We start from the raw sequence: 17,659 nt of genomic DNA on the forward strand, positions 1-17,659 counted from the left end.
CCCCACCCCCCCCCCACCCCCCCCCCCCCCCCCCCCCCCCCCCCCCCGCCCCCCCCCCCCCCCCCCCCCCCCCCCCCCCCCCCCGCGTCTGTGTTTCCGGGCCGTTCCCCAGCGCCGCCGCCCGCTTCGGTGGCAGTCTGCTCAACACCAGATACGCAGAGAGACAGCTGCAACGACATAAGAAGGCGGAGGTGCCGTTCACGTGGCGTCCAATGTCAATCCCACCGTCCGACGCCGCCGACTGGGCATGGAGTTGCGCAAGCTCCGCGAGGACAAGGGCATGACGGCCGAACAGGTCGCCGAGCGCCTCCTCGTCTCCCAGTCGAAGATCAGCAGACTGGAGAACGGCCGCCGCTCCATCAGCCAGCGCGATGTCCGCGACCTGTGCGACGTCTACGAGGTCGAGGACCGCCGCCTCATCGACTCGCTCATGCAGATGGCCAAGGATTCCCGCCAGCAGGGCTGGTGGCACGCCTTCGGCGACATCCCGTACAGCGTCTACATCGGCCTGGAGACGGACGCCGCCAGCCTGCGCACGTACGAGCCCCTGGTGATCCCGGGGCTGCTCCAGACGACGGAGTACGCCCAGTCCCTCGTCCGCGGCGCGTGGCCGGAGACCGCCCCGGCCGACGTCGACAAGCGCGTCCAGGTCCGGATGCACCGCCAGAAGCGGCTCTCCGAGACCGAGAACAACAACCCGGACCTCGGTCCGCTGCGCCTGTGGGCGGTGATCGACGAGGCGGCGCTGCGCCGGCGCGTGGGCGACGCCCAGTTGATGATCCGGCAGCTCGAATACTTGATAGAGCAGTCGGAGCAGCCGCACGTCACGGTGCAGGTGATGCCCTTCGAGCTGGGGGCGCACCCCGGCGTCAACGGTCAGTACGCGATCCTGGAGTTCCCGGACGCGTCCGACTCGACCGTCGTCTACATCGAGGGCGTGACGAGCGACCTGTACCTGGAGAAGGCCAACGACGTCCAGAAGTACAGCGTGATGTACGAACACCTGCGCGCGCAGGCGCTCAATGTCGACCAGACCCGTGAGTTCATCTCACAGATCATCGACCAATACGCGGACAAGAGCGCATAGGGGAGGGATACGACCGATATCCACCATGCGTGTGGCAAGCGGGTCGGTACGGTACACCGTCACTCCCCAGCCACAGAAGGCTTGAATGGAATATGCCACCCGGTCGGGTGAATGATCCCTTCACCCGTCAGGAGCTCCCGGTAGCGTCGATCAGGTCGGCCGGAAAATTGGCCGACAGGACACCGGAACCACCGGAACTACTCGCTCACCGGAGAGAAACATGGCTATTCGCCAGGGCGCCACGGCCAACTGGATCAAGTCCTCCTACTCCGCCAACGGCGCCTGCGTCGAGGTCAAGTCCCCCGTCACGGAGGCCATCGCCGTCCGCGACTCGAAGGTGCAGGACGGGCCGTCCCTCACTTTCGCCCCCGGCTCCTGGACCTCGTTCGTCGCCGACGTCACCGAGGGCCGGCTGGGACGCCTCGCCTGAACATCACGGCCGTCCCAACCGCCCTCGCCGCCCCTGCCGTTCGGTCCCCGCGTCGAGCGCCGGCACCGGCACCGGCGGGCCCGGCTTCTGCACCACCCGCATCACCAGCACCACTTGCACTACCTGCACCACCTGCGTCACCTGCGTCACTGACTGGAGCCCTCTCGACCGACCCGCCGTCTTGGCCGAGGGGGCTCGGCCATGCCCGGTGGGCCGACGGGCCGCCGCTCAGCGCAGCTGATCGACGTAACGGTCGGTCCCCGGCACCGTCGGGATGAACGGTGCCACCAGCTCCACCCGCCCCAGCCCCGCCTCCGCGACCTCCGCGTCCAGCCCCTGGAAGCGGTCCCAGCAGGTCCGGGGGTCCTCCTGGAGGAACCACAGCAGCGTGAGGCGCGTGTCGACCCCCTCCACCTGCTTGACGTACGTCATCCGGTCACCCGGCAGGGGGGTCGGACGGAAGACCGTCACCATCGCCGCCGGACCGCCGTACAGCCGCTTCGGCAGGGCGCGCGAGCGCAGCCACTCCAGCAACTCGGCCCGCTGCCCGGGCCCGTCGGCGTCGACTACCTGGACGACGAGACCCTCGTACGGGTGGTCAAGGGCGTGGAAGTCCCGCGGACCGGCGGCGCCGTCGCGGTAGACGGTGGCCGCGTGGTCCTGGAAGGACGTGAAGACGTGGGTGCGGTCCTGGTAGACGCGGCCGTCGCGGTTCAGGCGCTTGTTGATGCCGACGGTCCACTTCATGTGCTCGTCGTAGCGGCCCTGGGTGACCCAGTACGTCGATATGTAGCAGCCCGCGGTGACGGGCTGGGCGACGGCCGACTTCTCGGGGTAGCGCAGCTCCTGCAGCTCGCGGGTGGCCACCCAGCGGCGCCCGGCGTACATCCAGGGCATGGCCATGGCGCCGGCGTAGTAGTGGTCGTCCTCGTACCAGCGGTTGTACGCGTACTCGTGGCCCGGGTGCGGTTCCACCATGGTGATCAGCGCATGGCCGGGGCGGACGCCGTAGGGGCCGACGGCCGCGAGCTCGGCGTAGTCCTCGACGCGGGTGTCCTGCTGCGGTTCCTGCTCTCCTGTCGTCATGGGACCGGTCTATCTGATGCAGCATCAGACAGGGAGGGGTCGGGGGCCCCCGGTGGCCGGTCCACCCCCTGATACATACATGCCGTCTACAATTACCTCTCGCTACGATGCGCGCACCCGCCTCCTGAAGGAGCTGCCCGTGCCCGCCGCCGCGCCTGCCACCGTGTCCGCTGCATCGCCTGCCACCGTGTCCGCCACCGCCACCACGCCGCCGCCCGCGTTCGCCGCCCGCGCCGCCTCCGTGGAGGGGTCCCCCGTACGCGAGATCCTCGCGCTCACCGAACGCCCCGGGATCATCTCCCTCGCCGGCGGCCTCCCCGCGCCCGAACTCTTCGACACCGAGGGCCTGCGGGCCGCGTACGACGCCGCCTTCGCGGGGTCCGCGCGGCGCGCGCTCCAGTACTCGACCACCGAGGGCGCCCCCGAACTCCGCGAGGCCGTCGCCGCCCGGGCGACCGCGCGCGGGCTGCCGACCGGCCCGGACGACGTACTCATCACCTCGGGCTCCCAGCAGGCCCTGACCCTCATCACCGCCACCCTGGTCGAACCGGGTGACGTGGTCCTGGTGGAGAACCCCACCTACCTCGCGGCGCTCCAGTGCTTCCGGCTGGCGGGAGCGCGGGTGGTGGCCGTGCCCTGCGACGCGGAGGGCATCCTCCCGGACGCGCTGGCGGACGTCGTGGCGCGCGAGCGTCCGAAGCTGCTGTACACCGTCCCCACCTTCCAGAACCCGACGGGACGCACCCTCCCGGCCGCCCGCCGGACGGCGGTCGCGCAGACCGCGGCCCGGCTCGGGCTGTGGCTGGTGGAGGACGACCCGTACGGGGAACTCCGCTACGAGGGCTCCGACGTCCCGTGGCTGGCCGCGCACCCGGGGGCGGAGGACCGTACGGCCCTGCTCGGCAGCTTCTCGAAGGTCATGGCTCCCGGGCTGCGGCTGGGCTGGCTCCGGGCCCCGGCCGCGCTGCGGCGGGCCGCGGTGGTCGCGAAGCAGGCGGCGGACCTCCACACCTCAACGGTCGACCAGCTGGCCGCGGCGCACTACCTCGCGGCGGTGGACCTCGACGCGCACATAGCCACGGTCCGGACGGCCTACCGCGAGCGCCGCGACGCCCTGCAGAGCGCCCTGAGCCGGACCCTGCCGGCCGACTGCGAGTGGAACCTGCCCGCGGGCGGCATGTTCCTCTGGGCCCGCCTGCCGGAGGACCACGACGCGACGGACCTCCTCAGGACAGCCGTCACCCACGGCGTCGCCTTCGTCCCGGGCGCCCCCTTCTACGCCACCGACCCGGACCCCCGCACCCTGCGCCTGAACTTCACGACGCACACGCCGTCCGAGATCACCGAGGGCGTCGCCCGGCTGGCCGCGGCGCTGGCGGAGTACGGCGGGAAGTAGCCGGGGATGCGGCTTCAGTGCTGGAGGGCGACCTTGAGCAGCACGATGAGCAGCCCGAGGAAGAGGTTGATCGCGCCGGCCAGGATCATCAGCCGGCGTGAGGCGCCGGCGCGGCTGGCGGCCACGGTGGCCCAGCCGACCTGTCCGATCAGGGCGACCGCGAGCGCCAACCAGGCGATGCCCGTGGCGCCCAGGCCGAACAGCGGGGCGACGGCCGCGGCTACGGCCGGGGGGACGGCCGCCTTGATGATCGGGCGCTCCTCCCTGGACGTGCTGCGGATCACGTCCCAGCTCAGCCGGTGCACCATGCGGGCCCCGAAGAGGCGGGAGAAGACGTGGGCGGCCCAGAACACCACCCCGGTACCGAGGAGCAGTGCGACGAGTTCCAGCCGCGGGAACTTGCCGAGCGTCCCGGCTCCGACCACCACGGAGGCCGCGAGCAGGGAACCGTAGACGGCGCCGCTGTAGTCCTCGCGGCCCGCCTCCCACTCCGGGGCCGTCTCCGGGCCACCGCCTTCCGGGCCACCCTCCGGGCCGCCCTCCGGGGGCGCTGTCACGCGGCCCCGGCCTGCGCGGTGGGCCACTTGAGTTCGATCTCCATCTCGATCTCCCCGTCGCCGATCTCGACCTCGATCTCGGTGCGGAGCTCTTCGGGGACGCGCAGGCTCATCTTCCCGGGGCCGAGTTCCAGTTCGGCATTGCCGCCGTGGCGCAGCGCCTCCGCGAGCGCGGAGAGCTGATCGGCGACCTCAAGGCGGGAAAGGGAACTCTTCTGCTCAAACTTGAGGTCCTTCACGGACGTCTCCAATCCGCTACGAACACCGGGTACGGCTCATTGTGACGCCGCACAGGAGGTCGGGCATCCCGGGCATCCCGGGCCTCAGCCGGGCGGGCCCGCCCCCGGCCGGTTGAAGGCCAGGGCGAGGACCTCGCTCCACTGCATGGGCGGGGCGGTCACCGGGGCCCCCGGGCGGAGCCTGGGCACCAGGACGCGCAGTGCGCCGGGGCGGATGGAGCAGGTCACGGGTGTGGGCATGGTCAGCGCCTCGCCGTCCACGGCGACGGCGATGCGTTCCGCGGCCGATCCGATCACGACCTGGCGGGAGGTGAGTACGTGGAGGCCCGCCGCCTTCGCCCCGCGCAGCGCGACGTCGGCCGCCTGGGCCGCGTTGTTCACCCGGATGCCGAGGACACCCAGCTCCCCGCGGTCGAGGCGGGCCCTGCGGGCGCCCATCGGTTCGGAGGACGTGTAGGGGTTGTTGCTGACCAGCAGCGCCTGCTGGGCCTCCAGCCGTTTCTCGTCGGTCACCGCGTCGAGGGTGGTGCCGGCGTATCCGAGGAGGAGGTCGGGCAGTGCGGCCAGTGCCGAGTCCGCCTTGGCGTCCCGGTACTCCGGTCGCTGCACGATCTCCGCGTAGACGCCGAACGAGGCGGTGTTGACGAAGGCGTGGCCGCCCACGACCCCCAGATCGACCCTGAGCTCCTCCCCGTCGGCCAGCGCGTCCAGGCACCGGGCCGGGTCCTCGCGGTCCAGCCCGAGGTCCATGGCGAAGTGGTTCCGGGTGCCCGCGGAGATCACGAGGAACGGCAGGCCGTGCTCGGCCGCCACCTCGGCCACCCGGGCCTGGGTGCCGTCGCCGCCCGCCACCCCGAGCAGGTCCGCTCCGTCGGCCACCGCCTGCCGGGCGAGGGCGGCGACGTCCGTGACGACCTCCGGGTCCAGCAGCACCACCCGGGCGCCGAGCGCCTCGCCCTTCTCGACGAGGCCGAAGCGGCCGACCTTGCCGCCGCCGGACTTCGGATTCATGATCAGCACCGGGCTCCGGGGGGCGTCGGCCCGTACCGTGGCGCGCATCCCGTCGGGCCGGCGCGCGGCGCGCAGCGCGGTCCGAGCACAGGCCACGGCGGCCGCCCACAGCGCGATGGCGAGCAGCGCCGTAGGCCACAGATCTGCCCGGGCGTAGATGAGCAGGATGGCCACGGGCGCGCCCACCACCAGCAGGGTGCCGACCAGCCGGACGGCCCCGCGATGGGACACCACCCACCAGGTCCCCATGGCCGTGAGCGCCGCCCCGGCGATCCCGACGACGAGGACGAGCAGCCCCCCGACGATGCCCTCGGCCACCAACGTCACGGCCGCGAGCACGGCGCAGCCCAACGCCAGCAGGGCCCACAGCCGAGCCCGCCGGGGCGGGCCGGAAGAATCCGGGAGTGCCATGCCCTCACGTCCTCGCCTCGTACCGCGGGGTCATCTCCGATCATCTCCCGAAGCGGATCGGCCGTCGACGCGAACGCGAACCCGCACAGGACGCGGCACCGTCCATCGCTCCTGCAACGATCTATCAGCCGAAGAGCTCAGGCTCAACTCGACACGCCTGGCGGGATATGCGCCCTACCAAACGGTAAATTTTGCCCACCCACCTCGTCATGCAAAAGTGTGTTCGATCAAGAGCAAAGGGCAGTGCGGGGGGGGTCCAGGTGGGGTTCGACGAGGAGTGGGGGCGGCTCCGGGCTGCTGCCGTGGATGCTGGCGGCCGACCGCCGGCGGTGGATCCGGTGACACGGGCTCGGGAAGCGGCGATGGAGCAGCTGGCGGACTTCCGTAGCCGGACGGTCCTGGTGCCGCTGGACACCCAGGGCGGCCTGTGGACGGCCGACCTCGGAGGCCTGGACTGGATCTGCGTGTTCTCCGACGAGGAGGCGCTGGGCCGCTTCGCCGAAGCGCGGGACGAGGCCGCGCAGGAGTGGACGTACCGGCGGGTGATCGGTGCGCGCCTGCTCGACGAGCTGGTGCCGGCGCTCGATTTTCCCTGCGGCGTCGCATGGAACGCGGCAGGGCCGGACGGAGTGGTGTTCCCGCCGATCCGCGGGATCGTGCCGGATGCGGCAGCGCTTGACGGGGAGGCGGCAGCGTGAGCGGGGACGGGGCGGATCTCGATGTGTCGAAGCCGGCACTGGCTCAGATCGCGAAGGGGATCACGGACAGCTTGGCAGAGTTGAAGGAAGTCGGTTCGGTGGGCTCGGCGAGCATGGGGGGCGGCTTCACCGCCCTGGCTCTCTCGGGGATGGAGACGGGGCACGAGGGTCTGACGTCCACGCTGGGCACGTTCTGCGAACGCTGGGGCTGGGGCGTCCGCTCGCTGGTTCAGCAAGGGAACGCCTTCGCCATGAAGGTAGGGCTCTCGGCGGGCGCGATGTACGAACAGGACCAGTACATCCAGGGGAGCTTCAAGGTCGTGGCGAACGCGGCACTGGGCAACCCGTATGCCGAGGAGAAGGACGTCATCGCCAAGGACTGGGGTGAGGTCTTCTCCGATAACCCGATCACGCAGATCCGGGACGCCGACTACAGCCGCGAGTCCTTCGACCGAGCCACGCAGAACGGCAACGAGGCCTGGAAGAGCGCTGTTCGGGACCTGAACAGTTCCGACATCCTGCTGTCCAACCAGCTCGCCGATGCGGTCGGACTGCGGGACGAGATGGACGCGGTGGTTGAAGGCACGGTCGGCCCGGCACCCGAGGCGCAGCCGGGTGGTGAGGGCTGATGACTGACTGGGGCGGACTGGTCGACAAGGGTCTCGACAAGATCGACGAGAAGGTCGATTCGGCCAAGAAGGTCATCGGCCACGGCGTGGACCGGGCCACCGACGAGATCGGTGGCGCCCTCGACCGTGCCGGCGCGCACGGCTGGGCGGACAAGGTCGAGGACTTCGGTGACAACGCCGCGTCCCGTCTGGGGGCCACCGTACGGGAGCAGCAGCTCGGCGAAAGCGAGCAGGCCGACGAGCTGATCCACGGCAGGTCCTCGACGCTCCGGGAGTCGGCCAAGCACTTCACGGACTTCCAGGCGGCCTTCGACCGGGTCGGCCAAGGCATGAAGGCACTCGACTCGGACCGGTGGAAGGGGCAGGCGGCCGATGCGTTCCGAGCGAAGTTCGCCATGCATCCCACCGACTGGCTGCGCGCCTCCGACGCGTGCGAGTCGGCGAGCGGTGCGCTCAGCCGGTACGCGGAAACGGTGGAGTGGGCACAGAAGCAGGCCCAGGAGGCCATCGAGCTGCACAAGGCGGCGATGAAGGCGACGAAGGACGCCCACGACGCGCACCTCAAGAACAAGGACGCCTACGAGGCCGCCGCGAAGGGCGGCCACGATCCGGGCCCGGTCCCGGTCGAGGGCGCCGACCCGGGAGACGCGGCCCGCAAGCGGGCCAAGGAGATCCTGGACGAAGCTCGCAGGCAGCGCGACGAGGCGGCAGCGACGGCCGAACGCGCCCTCAAAGCGGCCATGGAGCACGCCCCGGCCGAGCCCCCGGCGACGGACCGGCTGCTGGCCGACATCGTCGACTACGCGGGCTCGGAGGCGGTCGAACTCAGCCACGTCGTGGGTGGCGCGCTCAAGGGCACGGCGGGGACCCTGAATTTCGCCCGCAGCCTGAACCCCCTCGACGTGTACAACCTGACGCAACCGGCCGAGTTCCATCAGAACCTCAGCATGACGCTGGCCGGTCTCGTCTCCACCGCGTCCCACCCCGAACGCATCCCCGGCCCGATGATCGACAGCTACATGGCCGACCCCGACGAATTCAAGGGCCGCCTCCTCCCCGACCTCATCGGCACGAAGGGCTTGCCCACCATCCGGGCCGGAATGCGCTTCGCCGAGAAGACGGCGAGCAAGGAAGCCGCGCGGACGGCCGCGAAGGCCGAAGCCGAGGCCGCAGCTCGCCGCAAGGCGGACCTGAAGTGCAAGGGTGACCCGGTCGACGTGGCGACAGGCCGGATGGTCCTGCCGCAGACCGACCTGGTCCTCCCGGGCGCGCTGGCGCTCGTGTTCACCCGCACCTTCGAGTCCTCGTACCGCGCGGGCCGCTGGTTCGGGCCGTCCTGGGCATCCACGGTCGACCAGCGCCTGGAGATCGACGAGGAAGGCGTGATCCTCGTCCGCGAGGACGGCAGCCTGCTCGCCTACCCGCATCCCGAGCCCGGAGTCCCCGTACTCCCGGGCCACGGTCAGCGCTGGCCGCTCGTCCTCGACGCTGACGGCGGCTACACGGTCACCGACCCCGAGACCGGACACGTCCGTCACTTCACGGACGAGGGCCTCCTCAGCCAGCTCGACGATCGGGGCGGCGCCTGGATCGCCTTCGACTACGACGAGACGGGCGCGCCGACCGCGCTGTCCCACAGTGGCGGCTACGAGCTGCGCCTCAGCTCGTCGGAAGGCCGAATAACCGGCCTCGCCCTCGCAGACGGCACCGAGGTGCTCCGCTACGCGTACACGGACGGCCACCTCACCCAGGTCACCAACTCCTCCGGCCGCCCGCTCCGCTTCGGCTACGACGAGCTCGGCCGGATCACCTCCTGGACCGACACCAACGACCGCCATTTCGACTACGTCTACGACGAACAGCACCGCTGCACCGCCCAGTCCGGCACCAACGGCCACCTCAACGTGGGCTTCGCCTACGGCGACGGCTTCACCCTCTACACCGACTCCCTCGGCCACGAGACCCGCTACCTGGTCGATGACCGCGCCCGGATCACGGCCGAGATCGACCCGACGGGCGCGATCACCCGGTTCACGCACGACGCGCGCGACCGTCTCCTGACCCGCACCGACCCGCTGGGCCACACGACCCGCCACGTCTACGACGAGCAGGGCCGGCTCACCACGGTGGTGCGCCCCGACGGCCGCGAGGTACGGGCCGAATACGACGCGCTGGGCCTGCCGGTCACCGTGATCCAGCCCGACGGCCGGGTCACGCGGTCAACGTACGACGAGCGCGGCAACCGCACCTCGGCCACCGCACCGCACGGGGCCACGAGCCGCTTCACGTACGACGCCCGCGGCCACCTGGCCTCGGTGACGGACGTCCTGGGCGCGGTCACGACGGTCCGCTGCGACCCGGTCGGCCTGCCCATGGAGGTCACCGACCCGCTGGGCGCGACGACCACGTACACGCGCGACCCCTTCGGCCGCCCGGTCGCCGTCACCGACCCCCTCGGCCACACCACCCGTCTCACGTGGAGCGTGGAGGGCCGCCTGCTCCACCGGGAGACCGCCGACGGCAACACGGAGTCCTGGACCTACGACGGCGAGGGCAACTGCACCTCCCACACCGACCCGGTGGGCGGGCTGACGCTCTCCGAGTACGGGGACTTCGACCTCCTCACGTCCCGCACGGGCCCGGACGCCGTCCGCTACTCCTTCACCCACGACACCGAGCTGCGCCTCACGTCGGTCACCAACCCCCAAGGCCTGACCTGGACCTACGCCTACGACCCGGCCGGGCGCCTGGCGTCGGAGACGGACTTCGACGACCGCACCCTGACCTACGGGTACGACGCGGCGGGCCGCCTCGCATCGCGCACGAATGCCGTCGGCGCCACGACCACGTACGCGCACGACGCCCTCTCTCAGCTCCTGCGCAAGGAGACAGCGGACGGCATCACGTCGTACGAGTACGACGACTACGACGAGCTCGCCCGGGCCGTCTCGCCGGACGGCACCACGCTGACCCTGCAACGGGACCTGTACGGCCGCGTCGTCGCGGAGACGGTCGACGGACGCACCCTCACCCGCACCTACGACGTCGCGGGCCGCCGGGCGGGCCGCACCACGCCCGCCGGGGCCTTCTCCGAGTGGACGTACGACGCGGCCGGCCGCCGCAGCGCCCTCAGCGCATCGGGCCGGACGCTGACGTTCGAGCGGGACGCCGCGGGCCGGGAGCTGACCCGCACCATCGGCGCGGACCTGGCCCTGGCCCACGCCTACGACCCGGTCGGACGTCTCACCGACCAGCACCTCGTCGGCCAGGACGGCCGCACCCTCCAGCGCCGCGGCTACAGCTACCGAGCGGACGGCGCCCTGACGTCGATCGACGACGCGCTCGCCGGTCCCCGCACCTTCACCCTGGACCCGGCGGCCCGTGTCACGGCGGTCGACGCCGCCAACTGGACCGAGCGCTACGCCTACGACGACGCCGGCAACCAGACCACCGCCACATGGCCGACCCGCCACCCGGGAGCCGAAGCACAGGGCGCGCGGGATTACGAGGGCACCCGCATCACCCGCGCCGGCTCGATCCGCTACGAACACGACGCCCTCGGCCGGGTCACCCTCCGACAGAAGACCCGCCTCTCCCGCAAGCCGGACACCTGGACCTACGAATGGGACGCGGAAGACCGCCTCGTCGGGGTCACCACCCCGGACGGCACGCGCTGGCGCTACCGCTACGACGCCCTGTCCCGCCGCACGGCCAAGCAGCGCCTCGCGCCCACCGGCGAGGTGGCGGAAGAGGTCCTCTTCACGTGGGACGGCACCACCCTCTGCGAGCAGACGGAAGGCGCGGTCACCCTCACCTGGACCCACCACGGCCTGCACCCGCTCACCCAGGCGGAGAGCGTCCTCGGCGCCACGGACGACCGCTTCTTCGCCATCGTCACGGACCTCATCGGCACTCCGCGCGAACTGATCGACGAGTCGGGCGAGATCGCCTGGCGCGCCCGCTCCACCCTCTGGGGCTCCACCACCTGGACCCGCGACGCCGTGGCCTACACGCCACTGCGCTTCCCGGGCCAGTACTTTGACCCCGAGTCGGGCCTCCACCACAACTACTTCCGCACGTACGACCCCGAAACGGCCCGCTACCTCACCCCGGACCCCCTGGGGTTGGCCCCGGCCCCAAACCCGGCGACGTACGTCTCGAACCCGCACACGTGGTCGGATCCGCTGGGCTTGACACCCTGCCCTGATGGCAATGAGACCGGCGATGCCGAAACCGTTCAGATCTTCCGCAACGTCGATGCTGACGAATTCGACGCCATTGCGTCGACAGAGCGGTTCGGAACGGGCGCCGGTCAGATGGAAGGCAAGTGGTTCGCAACCCAGGGAGAGCACGCCGATCGCTGGGGCGAACTGCTGAATGGCGGCAATGGCCTCACCATCACCACTAGGATCCCCAAATCCTTGGCCGACCAAATGCACTTCCACGAAGGGAAGCTCGATGGCGTCGGCCCCGGATACTACGCCGACGGGGAACAGCTGGCGCAGATAAACGAGTTGATGGACAAGATCAGGTTGTGGCCATGATGAAGAAGATCGAAAACCCGGCGGCTGAGGCAGTGGTGTCCTGGCGCTCGGCCGAAGAAGGGGGACGACGGTCGGGCCCTCCGACAGCCCCTGTGTATGCGGCAACGGCGGTGTTCGTCCTTGGCGATGACCGGGAGCTGCAGCCCGGCTGGCCTGCCTCCGCCGACCACCTGAGCGTCCTGCTGGAGGAGACCTCCGTGCGCGAGGACGGCTCTCGGGTGTGCAAGGTCGACTTCCTCGTGCGCGAACTCGCGATCCCGCACCTGGTGCCGGGCGGCGAGATCCTGGTCATGGAGGGACCTCGAGTCGTGGCATCGGCTCTCATCACCGCCGTGCACGTGAGCGGTTGAGCCGAGATGGATCTCAAGGAGCGACAAGCCGTGATCGTGAGGTTTTCCCTCCGTCCCGACCAGGGCGATCCCAGTGGGTTCGATCTCGGAGACATGTCCTGGCGGGGAGAACTGGGGGAGGCCGGCTCCGCGGGGCATGTGCCCGATCAGGGAATGATGATCTGGATCTCCGTCACGGATCTCCTCGACTCGCTGCACATGCTGCTGACGGGGCGCTCCGGCAACGTCTCGTTCACCGGCGTCAACTGTTCGTTCAGCCTCAACTTCAGGGCGACGAAGAAGGGCGTCAGCGTGCGGGGCCGGTCCGGGCCAGTGGCACGCGTCGGTCCTGCCGAGCTCGCGGAGGCGGTCCTCTCGGCTGCGGAGGAGCTCGCGAGCCGGCACCTCTCTGCGGTACCCCTGCGGGACGGGGTGACGGGCGACTACCTGTCCGCACTGGACCGTTTCCGACTCACCGCGGAGCGTCGGTGTTGACGCGGTTCGAGGAGTTGCTCGGGGTCGACTTCGCGGGACAGTCGACCCCGTGACGTCGATGACGTCGTCCACGGCGGCTACGACCACGCCGGGCATCGGGAGCACGCGCCCGGGCTCGTGTCCCTGCTCGGCGAGGCGTCGGCGGCGGACCACGAGAGGTTTCCGGCCCGCCTGGCGCTGGTGGCCCGGGGCGAGCCCGCGGTGCACCGGGCCGAGGGGGTGGCCGGGCAGGTGCTGGCCGGGCATCTGTACCGCAGTGGCAACGCGCACGTGCGGGCGCTGCTCGCCGGGCGTGGCTGACCGGCGAGGTGCCCCGGGGGAGGATGCCGTATGGAAATGAACCGTTCGATGGCGCGCCTGCTGGGCCGGGTCGACACCGGGGGCATCACCCCGGACGAAGCGACTCCGGCGTTCCTGCGGATCGTGGAGGACGGCTGGGAGGTCACCCCCGGCGGCGCGCACGTCCTGTCCGCGCTGAAGTCCGCTCCACCGGGACCGTTCTCGGACGTGGTGCACGAGGAGTACACCGTCAACGGCCGCGGCATGACGGACCACGACCTCCCGGCCTCCGGGGAGGAGCGGGAGTCGAGGCTGTTGCGGCGTTGCCTGGCGTACGCGCGCAGCGCTCTTCTGCGTACGGACGCACTCCGCTCCGCCGTGGAGGTCTCCGCGTACGTCTCCCTGTCCTACGGCGGCCTGGCCGACGACCACCTCACGGCGAACGTCACCTTCTGCGGTGACCACCCGGGCGTACCGCCCTATGCGGCCGACCTGGAAGCGTTCGAAACCGAATCCCTTCTCCGGCTCCGGCGCGCGGGGCTGCGACCGTGGTGACCCAAGGCCACGGGAGGCAGTGGAGGACCGCCGGGGAGGTTCCCGAAGGTTCGGGAACCGGCCGGCAGTTGGACCTCATGCGGAGGTTGTCCCGCGCCGAGATTCAGCCGGAGAGGTTCGCCGTGCAGTGGCTGGACGCCCGCAGGAAGGCCCTGAACGAAGGCGAGCGCGTCGGGGAGCACCTTGACCGAGCGCTCCATCAGGTCTTCTACGCCCTGGACGAGTACCCGATCGACCCGGCCCTTCGGGAGGACGGAGACACCACCGACGCCGAACTCCTCGGCATCGTCGACCGGACCCTTGAGTGGATCGACGCGGCCGGGGACCGGCGGCCGCCGTCTGTGCCGCTCTTCGGGTCCTCACCCCTTCACACCGCCGCGCCCGCGCCGTAGCCTGACGCGCCGTCAGATACAGTCGTGCGCCCCGGAGGTCCGTCATGCTGCTGCAAGGGAAGACCGTCATCGTTTCCGGTGTCGGGGCCGGGCTCGGGCATCAGGTGGCCGCCGCCGTCGTGCGCGACGGGGGGAACGCCGTGCTCGGGGCGCGGACCGAGGCGAATCTCGCCAAATCCGCCGCCGAGATCGACCCCGACGGCACGCACACCGCGTACCTGCCTACCGACATCACCGACGAGGCGCAGTGCGAGGCCCTCGCCGCGCTCGCGCTCACGTGCTTCGGCCGGCTCGACGGCGTCGTGCACGTCGCCGCCTGGGACTCGTACTTCGGAGGGCTGCAGGACGCCGACTTCGGGACCTGGCAGCAGATCATCGACGTGAACCTGCTGGGGACCCTGAGGATGACCCGGGCCTGCCTGCCCGGCCTCAAGGAGCGCGGCGGGTCCGTCGTGGTCATCGGGACGCAGTCCGCCGTGGCCGCGCCCAACGAGGTGCAGCAGGCCGCCTACGCCGCCTCCAAGGGGGCGCTGACCTCCGCCATGTACTCCATGGCCCGCGAGCTCGGCCCGCACCGGATCCGCGTCAACACCGTGCTGCCCGGCTGGATGTGGGGGCCGCCCGTGCAGGCCTTCGTCACCTTCACCGCCCATACGGAGGGCGTTCCGGAGGCCGAGGTGCACGCCCGCCTCACGGAGCGCATGGCGCTGCCCGATCTCGCCACCGACGGGGACGTGGCGGATGCCGCCGTGTTCTTCGCCTCCGACCGGGCCCGGGCGATAACCGGCCAGTCGCTGCTGGTCAACGCGGGTGAGCTGATGAGATGAGCCACTCCACAGCCGCCCCACGGCCGCAACGTCGGATCGTATGCTCGGCCCATGACCACTCCGAGTGACGCTCCGACCGAAAACGCGATGCGCCGCGCGCTCCGGCGGGCCCGCGACGGCGTCGCGCTCGACGCGACCGAGGCGGCTGTACTCCTCCAGGCGCGCGGCGAGGACCTCAAGGACCTCGCCGCCTCCGCCGCACGGGTGAGGGACGCCGGGCTCGCCGCCGCCGGGCGCCCCGGTGTCATCACCTACTCCCGCAAGGTCTTCATCCCCCTCACCCGCCTCTGCCGCGACCGGTGCCACTACTGCACCTTCGTCACCGTCCCCGGAAAGCTGCGCAAGAGCGGCCACGGGATGTACCTCTCCCCCGACGAGGTCCTCGACATCGCCCGCCGGGGCGCGGCGATGGGCTGCAAGGAAGCGCTCTTCACCCTCGGCGACCGCCCCGAGGACCGCTGGCCCGAGGCCCGCGAGTGGCTCGACGCGCACGGCTACGACGACACCCTCGCCTACGTGCGCGCCATGGCGATCCGGGTCCTGGAGGAGACCGGCCTGCTGCCGCACCTCAATCCCGGCGTGCTGTCCTGGTCCGACCTCCAGCGCCTCAAGCCCGTCGCACCGTCCATGGGCATGATGCTGGAGACCACCGCCACCCGCCTGTGGTCCGAGCCGGGCGGCCCCCACCACGGGTCCCCCGACAAGGACCCGGCCGTCCGGCTGCGGGTGCTGGAGGACGCGGGGCGCTCCAACGTCCCCTTCACCACCGGTGTCCTCATCGGCATCGGCGAGTCCTACGAGGAGCGCGCCGACGCCTTCTTCGAGCTCCGCCGGATCCAGCGCAGCTATCACGGCATCCAGGAGGTCATCGTCCAGAACTTCCGCGCCAAGCCGGACACCGCCATGCGCGGCATGCCGGACGCGGAGCTGGAGGAGCTGGCCGCCGCCATCGCCGTCGCCCGGCACATCCTGGGCCCGAGCGCCCGCATCCAGGCCCCGCCGAACCTGGTGGACGCCGAGTACGCGCTCCTCATCGGCGCGGGCATCGACGACTGGGGCGGGGTCTCCCCACTGACCCCCGACCACGTCAACCCCGAGCGTCCCTGGCCGCACATCGAGGAGCTGGCCGAGCGGACCGCCGCCGCCGGCTTCGAGCTGCGCGAACGCCTCACCATCTATCCGGAGTTCCTGCAGCGCGGCGAGCCCTGGCTGGACCCCCGGCTGCTGCCGCACGTACGGGCGCTGGCCGATCCGGGGACCGGGCTGGCCGACGAGGGCGCGCCCGTCGAGGGCCGGCCGTGGCAGGAGCCGGACGAGGGCTTCACCGCGTACGGGCGCACGGACCTGCACGCCACCATCGACACCGAGGGCCGCACCGGCGACCGCCGCGACGACTTCGACGACGTGTACGGCGACTGGGAGGCGCTGCGGGAGGCGGCCGCGCCCGGGATGGTGGCCGAGCGCATCGACACCGACGTACGGGGCGCCCTCGCGCAGGCCGCCGACGATCCGACGAAGCTGACGGACGCGCAGGCGCTGGCGCTGCTCCACGCGGACGGCCCGGCCCTGGACGCGCTGTGCCGCATCGCCGACGACCTGCGCAGGTCGGTCGTGGGCGACGAGGTCACCTACATCGTCACGCGGAACATCAACTTCACCAACGTCTGCTACACCGGCTGCCGCTTCTGCGCCTTCGCCCAGCGCCGCACGGACGCCGACGCCTACACCCTCTCCCTCGACCAGGTCGCCGACCGGGCCGCCCAGGCCTGGGACGTGGGCGCGGTCGAGGTGTGCATGCAGGGCGGCATCCACCCGGACCTGCCCGGGACGGCCTACTTCGACATCGCGCGCGCGGTGAAGCAGCGGGTCCCCGGCATGCACGTGCACGCCTTCTCGCCGATGGAGGTGGTCAACGGGGCGACCCGCACGGGGATGTCCGTACGGGACTGGCTGACGGCGGCCAAGGAGGCGGGCCTGGATTCGATCCCGGGTACGGCGGCGGAGATCCTGGACGACGAGGTCCGCTGGGTGCTGACCAAGGGCAAGCTGCCGACGGCGGACTGGATCGACGTCATCACCACCGCGCACGAGCTCGGGATCCGCTCCTCGTCCACGATGATGTACGGGCACGTGGACCAGCCGCGGCACTGGCTCGGCCACTTCCGCACGCTGTCGCGCATCCAACAGCAGACCGGTGGTTTCACGGAGTTCGTCACGCTCCCCTTCATCCACACCAACGCACCCGTGTACCTGGCGGGCATCGCGCGGCCGGGTCCGACGGTCCGCGACAACCGCGCAGTGACGGCGATGGCCCGGATCCTGCTGCACCCGCACATCCCCAACATCCAGACGAGTTGGGTGAAGCTGGGGTCCGAGGGCGCGGCCGAGATGCTCCGGTCCGGGGCGAACGACCTGGGCGGGACGCTGATGGAGGAGACCATCTCGCGCATGGCCGGGTCGAGTTACGGCTCGTACAAGTCGGTGCAGGACCTGATCGCCGTGGCCGAGGCGGCCGGGCGGCCCACGAAGGCCCGTACGACGCTGTACGGGGAGGTGCCGCAGGAGCGGCAGGAGGCGGCCCGCGCCTCGGACGGGCACCTGCCCGAGCTGCTCCCCGTACTGGACTGAGTGCCGGAGAAACACCGCGGAAGGGGATCCCGGCCACCCGGCCGGGATCCCCTTCCCCCTTCGGCG

17 protein-coding genes are annotated in these 17,659 nt (G+C 71.2%); 13 read left to right on the forward strand and 4 right to left on the reverse strand.

Translation table 11 applies throughout. From position 1 onward, the window contains the following. Positions 1-202 precede the first annotated feature (202 nt). Both ACZ4YL_RS21800 and ACZ4YL_RS21805 read left to right on the forward strand, forming a co-directional pair. Positions 203-1,087: a helix-turn-helix domain-containing protein gene (locus ACZ4YL_RS21800; RefSeq protein WP_301370253.1), complete on the forward strand. Its 885-nt coding sequence runs from the start codon at positions 203-205 to the stop codon at positions 1,085-1,087. A 220-nt stretch (positions 1,088-1,307) separates the two neighbouring features. Continuing rightward, positions 1,308-1,517, forward strand: a complete 210-nt coding sequence (locus ACZ4YL_RS21805) for a DUF397 domain-containing protein (protein ID WP_468118534.1) — start codon at positions 1,308-1,310, stop codon at positions 1,515-1,517. Between the two features lie 228 nt (positions 1,518-1,745). Here the strand turns inward: ACZ4YL_RS21805 and ACZ4YL_RS21810 are convergent, their stop codons facing one another. Continuing rightward, positions 1,746-2,603, reverse strand: coding sequence for a hypothetical protein (locus ACZ4YL_RS21810; RefSeq protein ID WP_468118536.1), 858 nt, complete (start codon positions 2,601-2,603; stop codon positions 1,746-1,748). A 187-nt stretch (positions 2,604-2,790) separates the two neighbouring features. On the opposite strand from ACZ4YL_RS21810, the gene ACZ4YL_RS21815 reads away from it, so the two are divergent. Then, positions 2,791-3,999 (forward strand): aminotransferase-like domain-containing protein, encoded by a 1,209-nt coding sequence (locus ACZ4YL_RS21815; protein ID WP_468118537.1) that lies wholly within the window; start codon positions 2,791-2,793, stop codon positions 3,997-3,999. Between the two features lie 14 nt (positions 4,000-4,013). Here ACZ4YL_RS21815 and ACZ4YL_RS21820 read toward each other — a convergent pair whose 3' ends face one another. The 3 genes from ACZ4YL_RS21820 to ACZ4YL_RS21830 form a co-directional block, all read right to left on the reverse strand. Beyond that, a complete protein-coding gene (locus ACZ4YL_RS21820; protein ID WP_468118539.1) occupies positions 4,014-4,556 on the reverse strand; it encodes a hypothetical protein in 543 nt (180 codons plus the stop codon). Next, complete coding sequence (locus ACZ4YL_RS21825) at positions 4,553-4,795, reverse strand: amphi-Trp domain-containing protein (RefSeq protein ID WP_376151890.1); 243 nt, start codon at positions 4,793-4,795, stop codon at positions 4,553-4,555. Before ACZ4YL_RS21825 ends, ACZ4YL_RS21820 begins: the two co-directional genes overlap by 4 nt. 84 nt (positions 4,796-4,879) lie before the next feature. Continuing rightward, entirely contained in the window at positions 4,880-6,217 is a 1,338-nt protein-coding gene (locus ACZ4YL_RS21830) for a diacylglycerol/lipid kinase family protein (protein ID WP_468118541.1), read from the reverse strand. A gap of 362 nt (positions 6,218-6,579) precedes the next feature. Between ACZ4YL_RS21830 and ACZ4YL_RS21835 the strand changes: the two genes are divergently transcribed. The 10 genes from ACZ4YL_RS21835 to ACZ4YL_RS21880 all read left to right on the forward strand — a co-directional run bounded on the left by ACZ4YL_RS21835 (position 6,580) and on the right by ACZ4YL_RS21880 (position 17,593). After that, entirely contained in the window at positions 6,580-6,915 is a 336-nt protein-coding gene (locus ACZ4YL_RS21835; protein ID WP_468118542.1) for an SseB family protein, read from the forward strand. Then, entirely contained in the window at positions 6,912-7,544 is a 633-nt protein-coding gene (locus ACZ4YL_RS21840; protein WP_468118544.1) for a hypothetical protein, read from the forward strand. Before ACZ4YL_RS21835 ends, ACZ4YL_RS21840 begins: the two co-directional genes overlap by 4 nt. After that, on the forward strand, positions 7,544-12,088 hold the full coding sequence (locus ACZ4YL_RS21845) for a putative T7SS-secreted protein (protein ID WP_468118545.1): 4,545 nt from the start codon (positions 7,544-7,546) through the stop codon (positions 12,086-12,088). The genes ACZ4YL_RS21840 and ACZ4YL_RS21845 overlap by 1 nt, the downstream gene beginning before the upstream one ends. Further along, entirely contained in the window at positions 12,085-12,438 is a 354-nt protein-coding gene (locus tag ACZ4YL_RS21850) for a hypothetical protein (protein WP_468118547.1), read from the forward strand. Before ACZ4YL_RS21845 ends, ACZ4YL_RS21850 begins: the two co-directional genes overlap by 4 nt. Positions 12,439-12,468: 30 nt before the next feature. After that, the gene (locus ACZ4YL_RS21855; protein WP_327735903.1) at positions 12,469-12,912 is read left to right on the forward strand and encodes a hypothetical protein; all 444 of its coding nucleotides are present in this window, start codon (positions 12,469-12,471) and stop codon (positions 12,910-12,912) included. A 117-nt stretch (positions 12,913-13,029) separates the two neighbouring features. Continuing rightward, a complete protein-coding gene (locus tag ACZ4YL_RS21860) occupies positions 13,030-13,212 on the forward strand; it encodes a hypothetical protein (protein ID WP_468118549.1) in 183 nt (60 codons plus the stop codon). 30 nt (positions 13,213-13,242) lie between these two features. Next, positions 13,243-13,746 (forward strand): hypothetical protein, encoded by a 504-nt coding sequence (locus ACZ4YL_RS21865; RefSeq protein ID WP_468118551.1) that lies wholly within the window; start codon positions 13,243-13,245, stop codon positions 13,744-13,746. 77 nt (positions 13,747-13,823) lie between these two features. Next, on the forward strand, positions 13,824-14,138 hold the full coding sequence (locus ACZ4YL_RS21870; protein WP_468118553.1) for a hypothetical protein: 315 nt from the start codon (positions 13,824-13,826) through the stop codon (positions 14,136-14,138). Positions 14,139-14,182: 44 nt separating this feature from the next. Beyond that, entirely contained in the window at positions 14,183-14,965 is a 783-nt protein-coding gene (locus tag ACZ4YL_RS21875) for an SDR family oxidoreductase (RefSeq protein WP_468118554.1), read from the forward strand. Positions 14,966-15,016: 51 nt separating this feature from the next. Further along, positions 15,017-17,593: a bifunctional FO biosynthesis protein CofGH gene (locus ACZ4YL_RS21880; protein WP_468118556.1), complete on the forward strand. Its 2,577-nt coding sequence runs from the start codon at positions 15,017-15,019 to the stop codon at positions 17,591-17,593. Positions 17,594-17,659 lie beyond the last annotated feature (66 nt).

Source organism: Streptomyces sp. NPDC030021 (genome assembly GCF_055574035.1).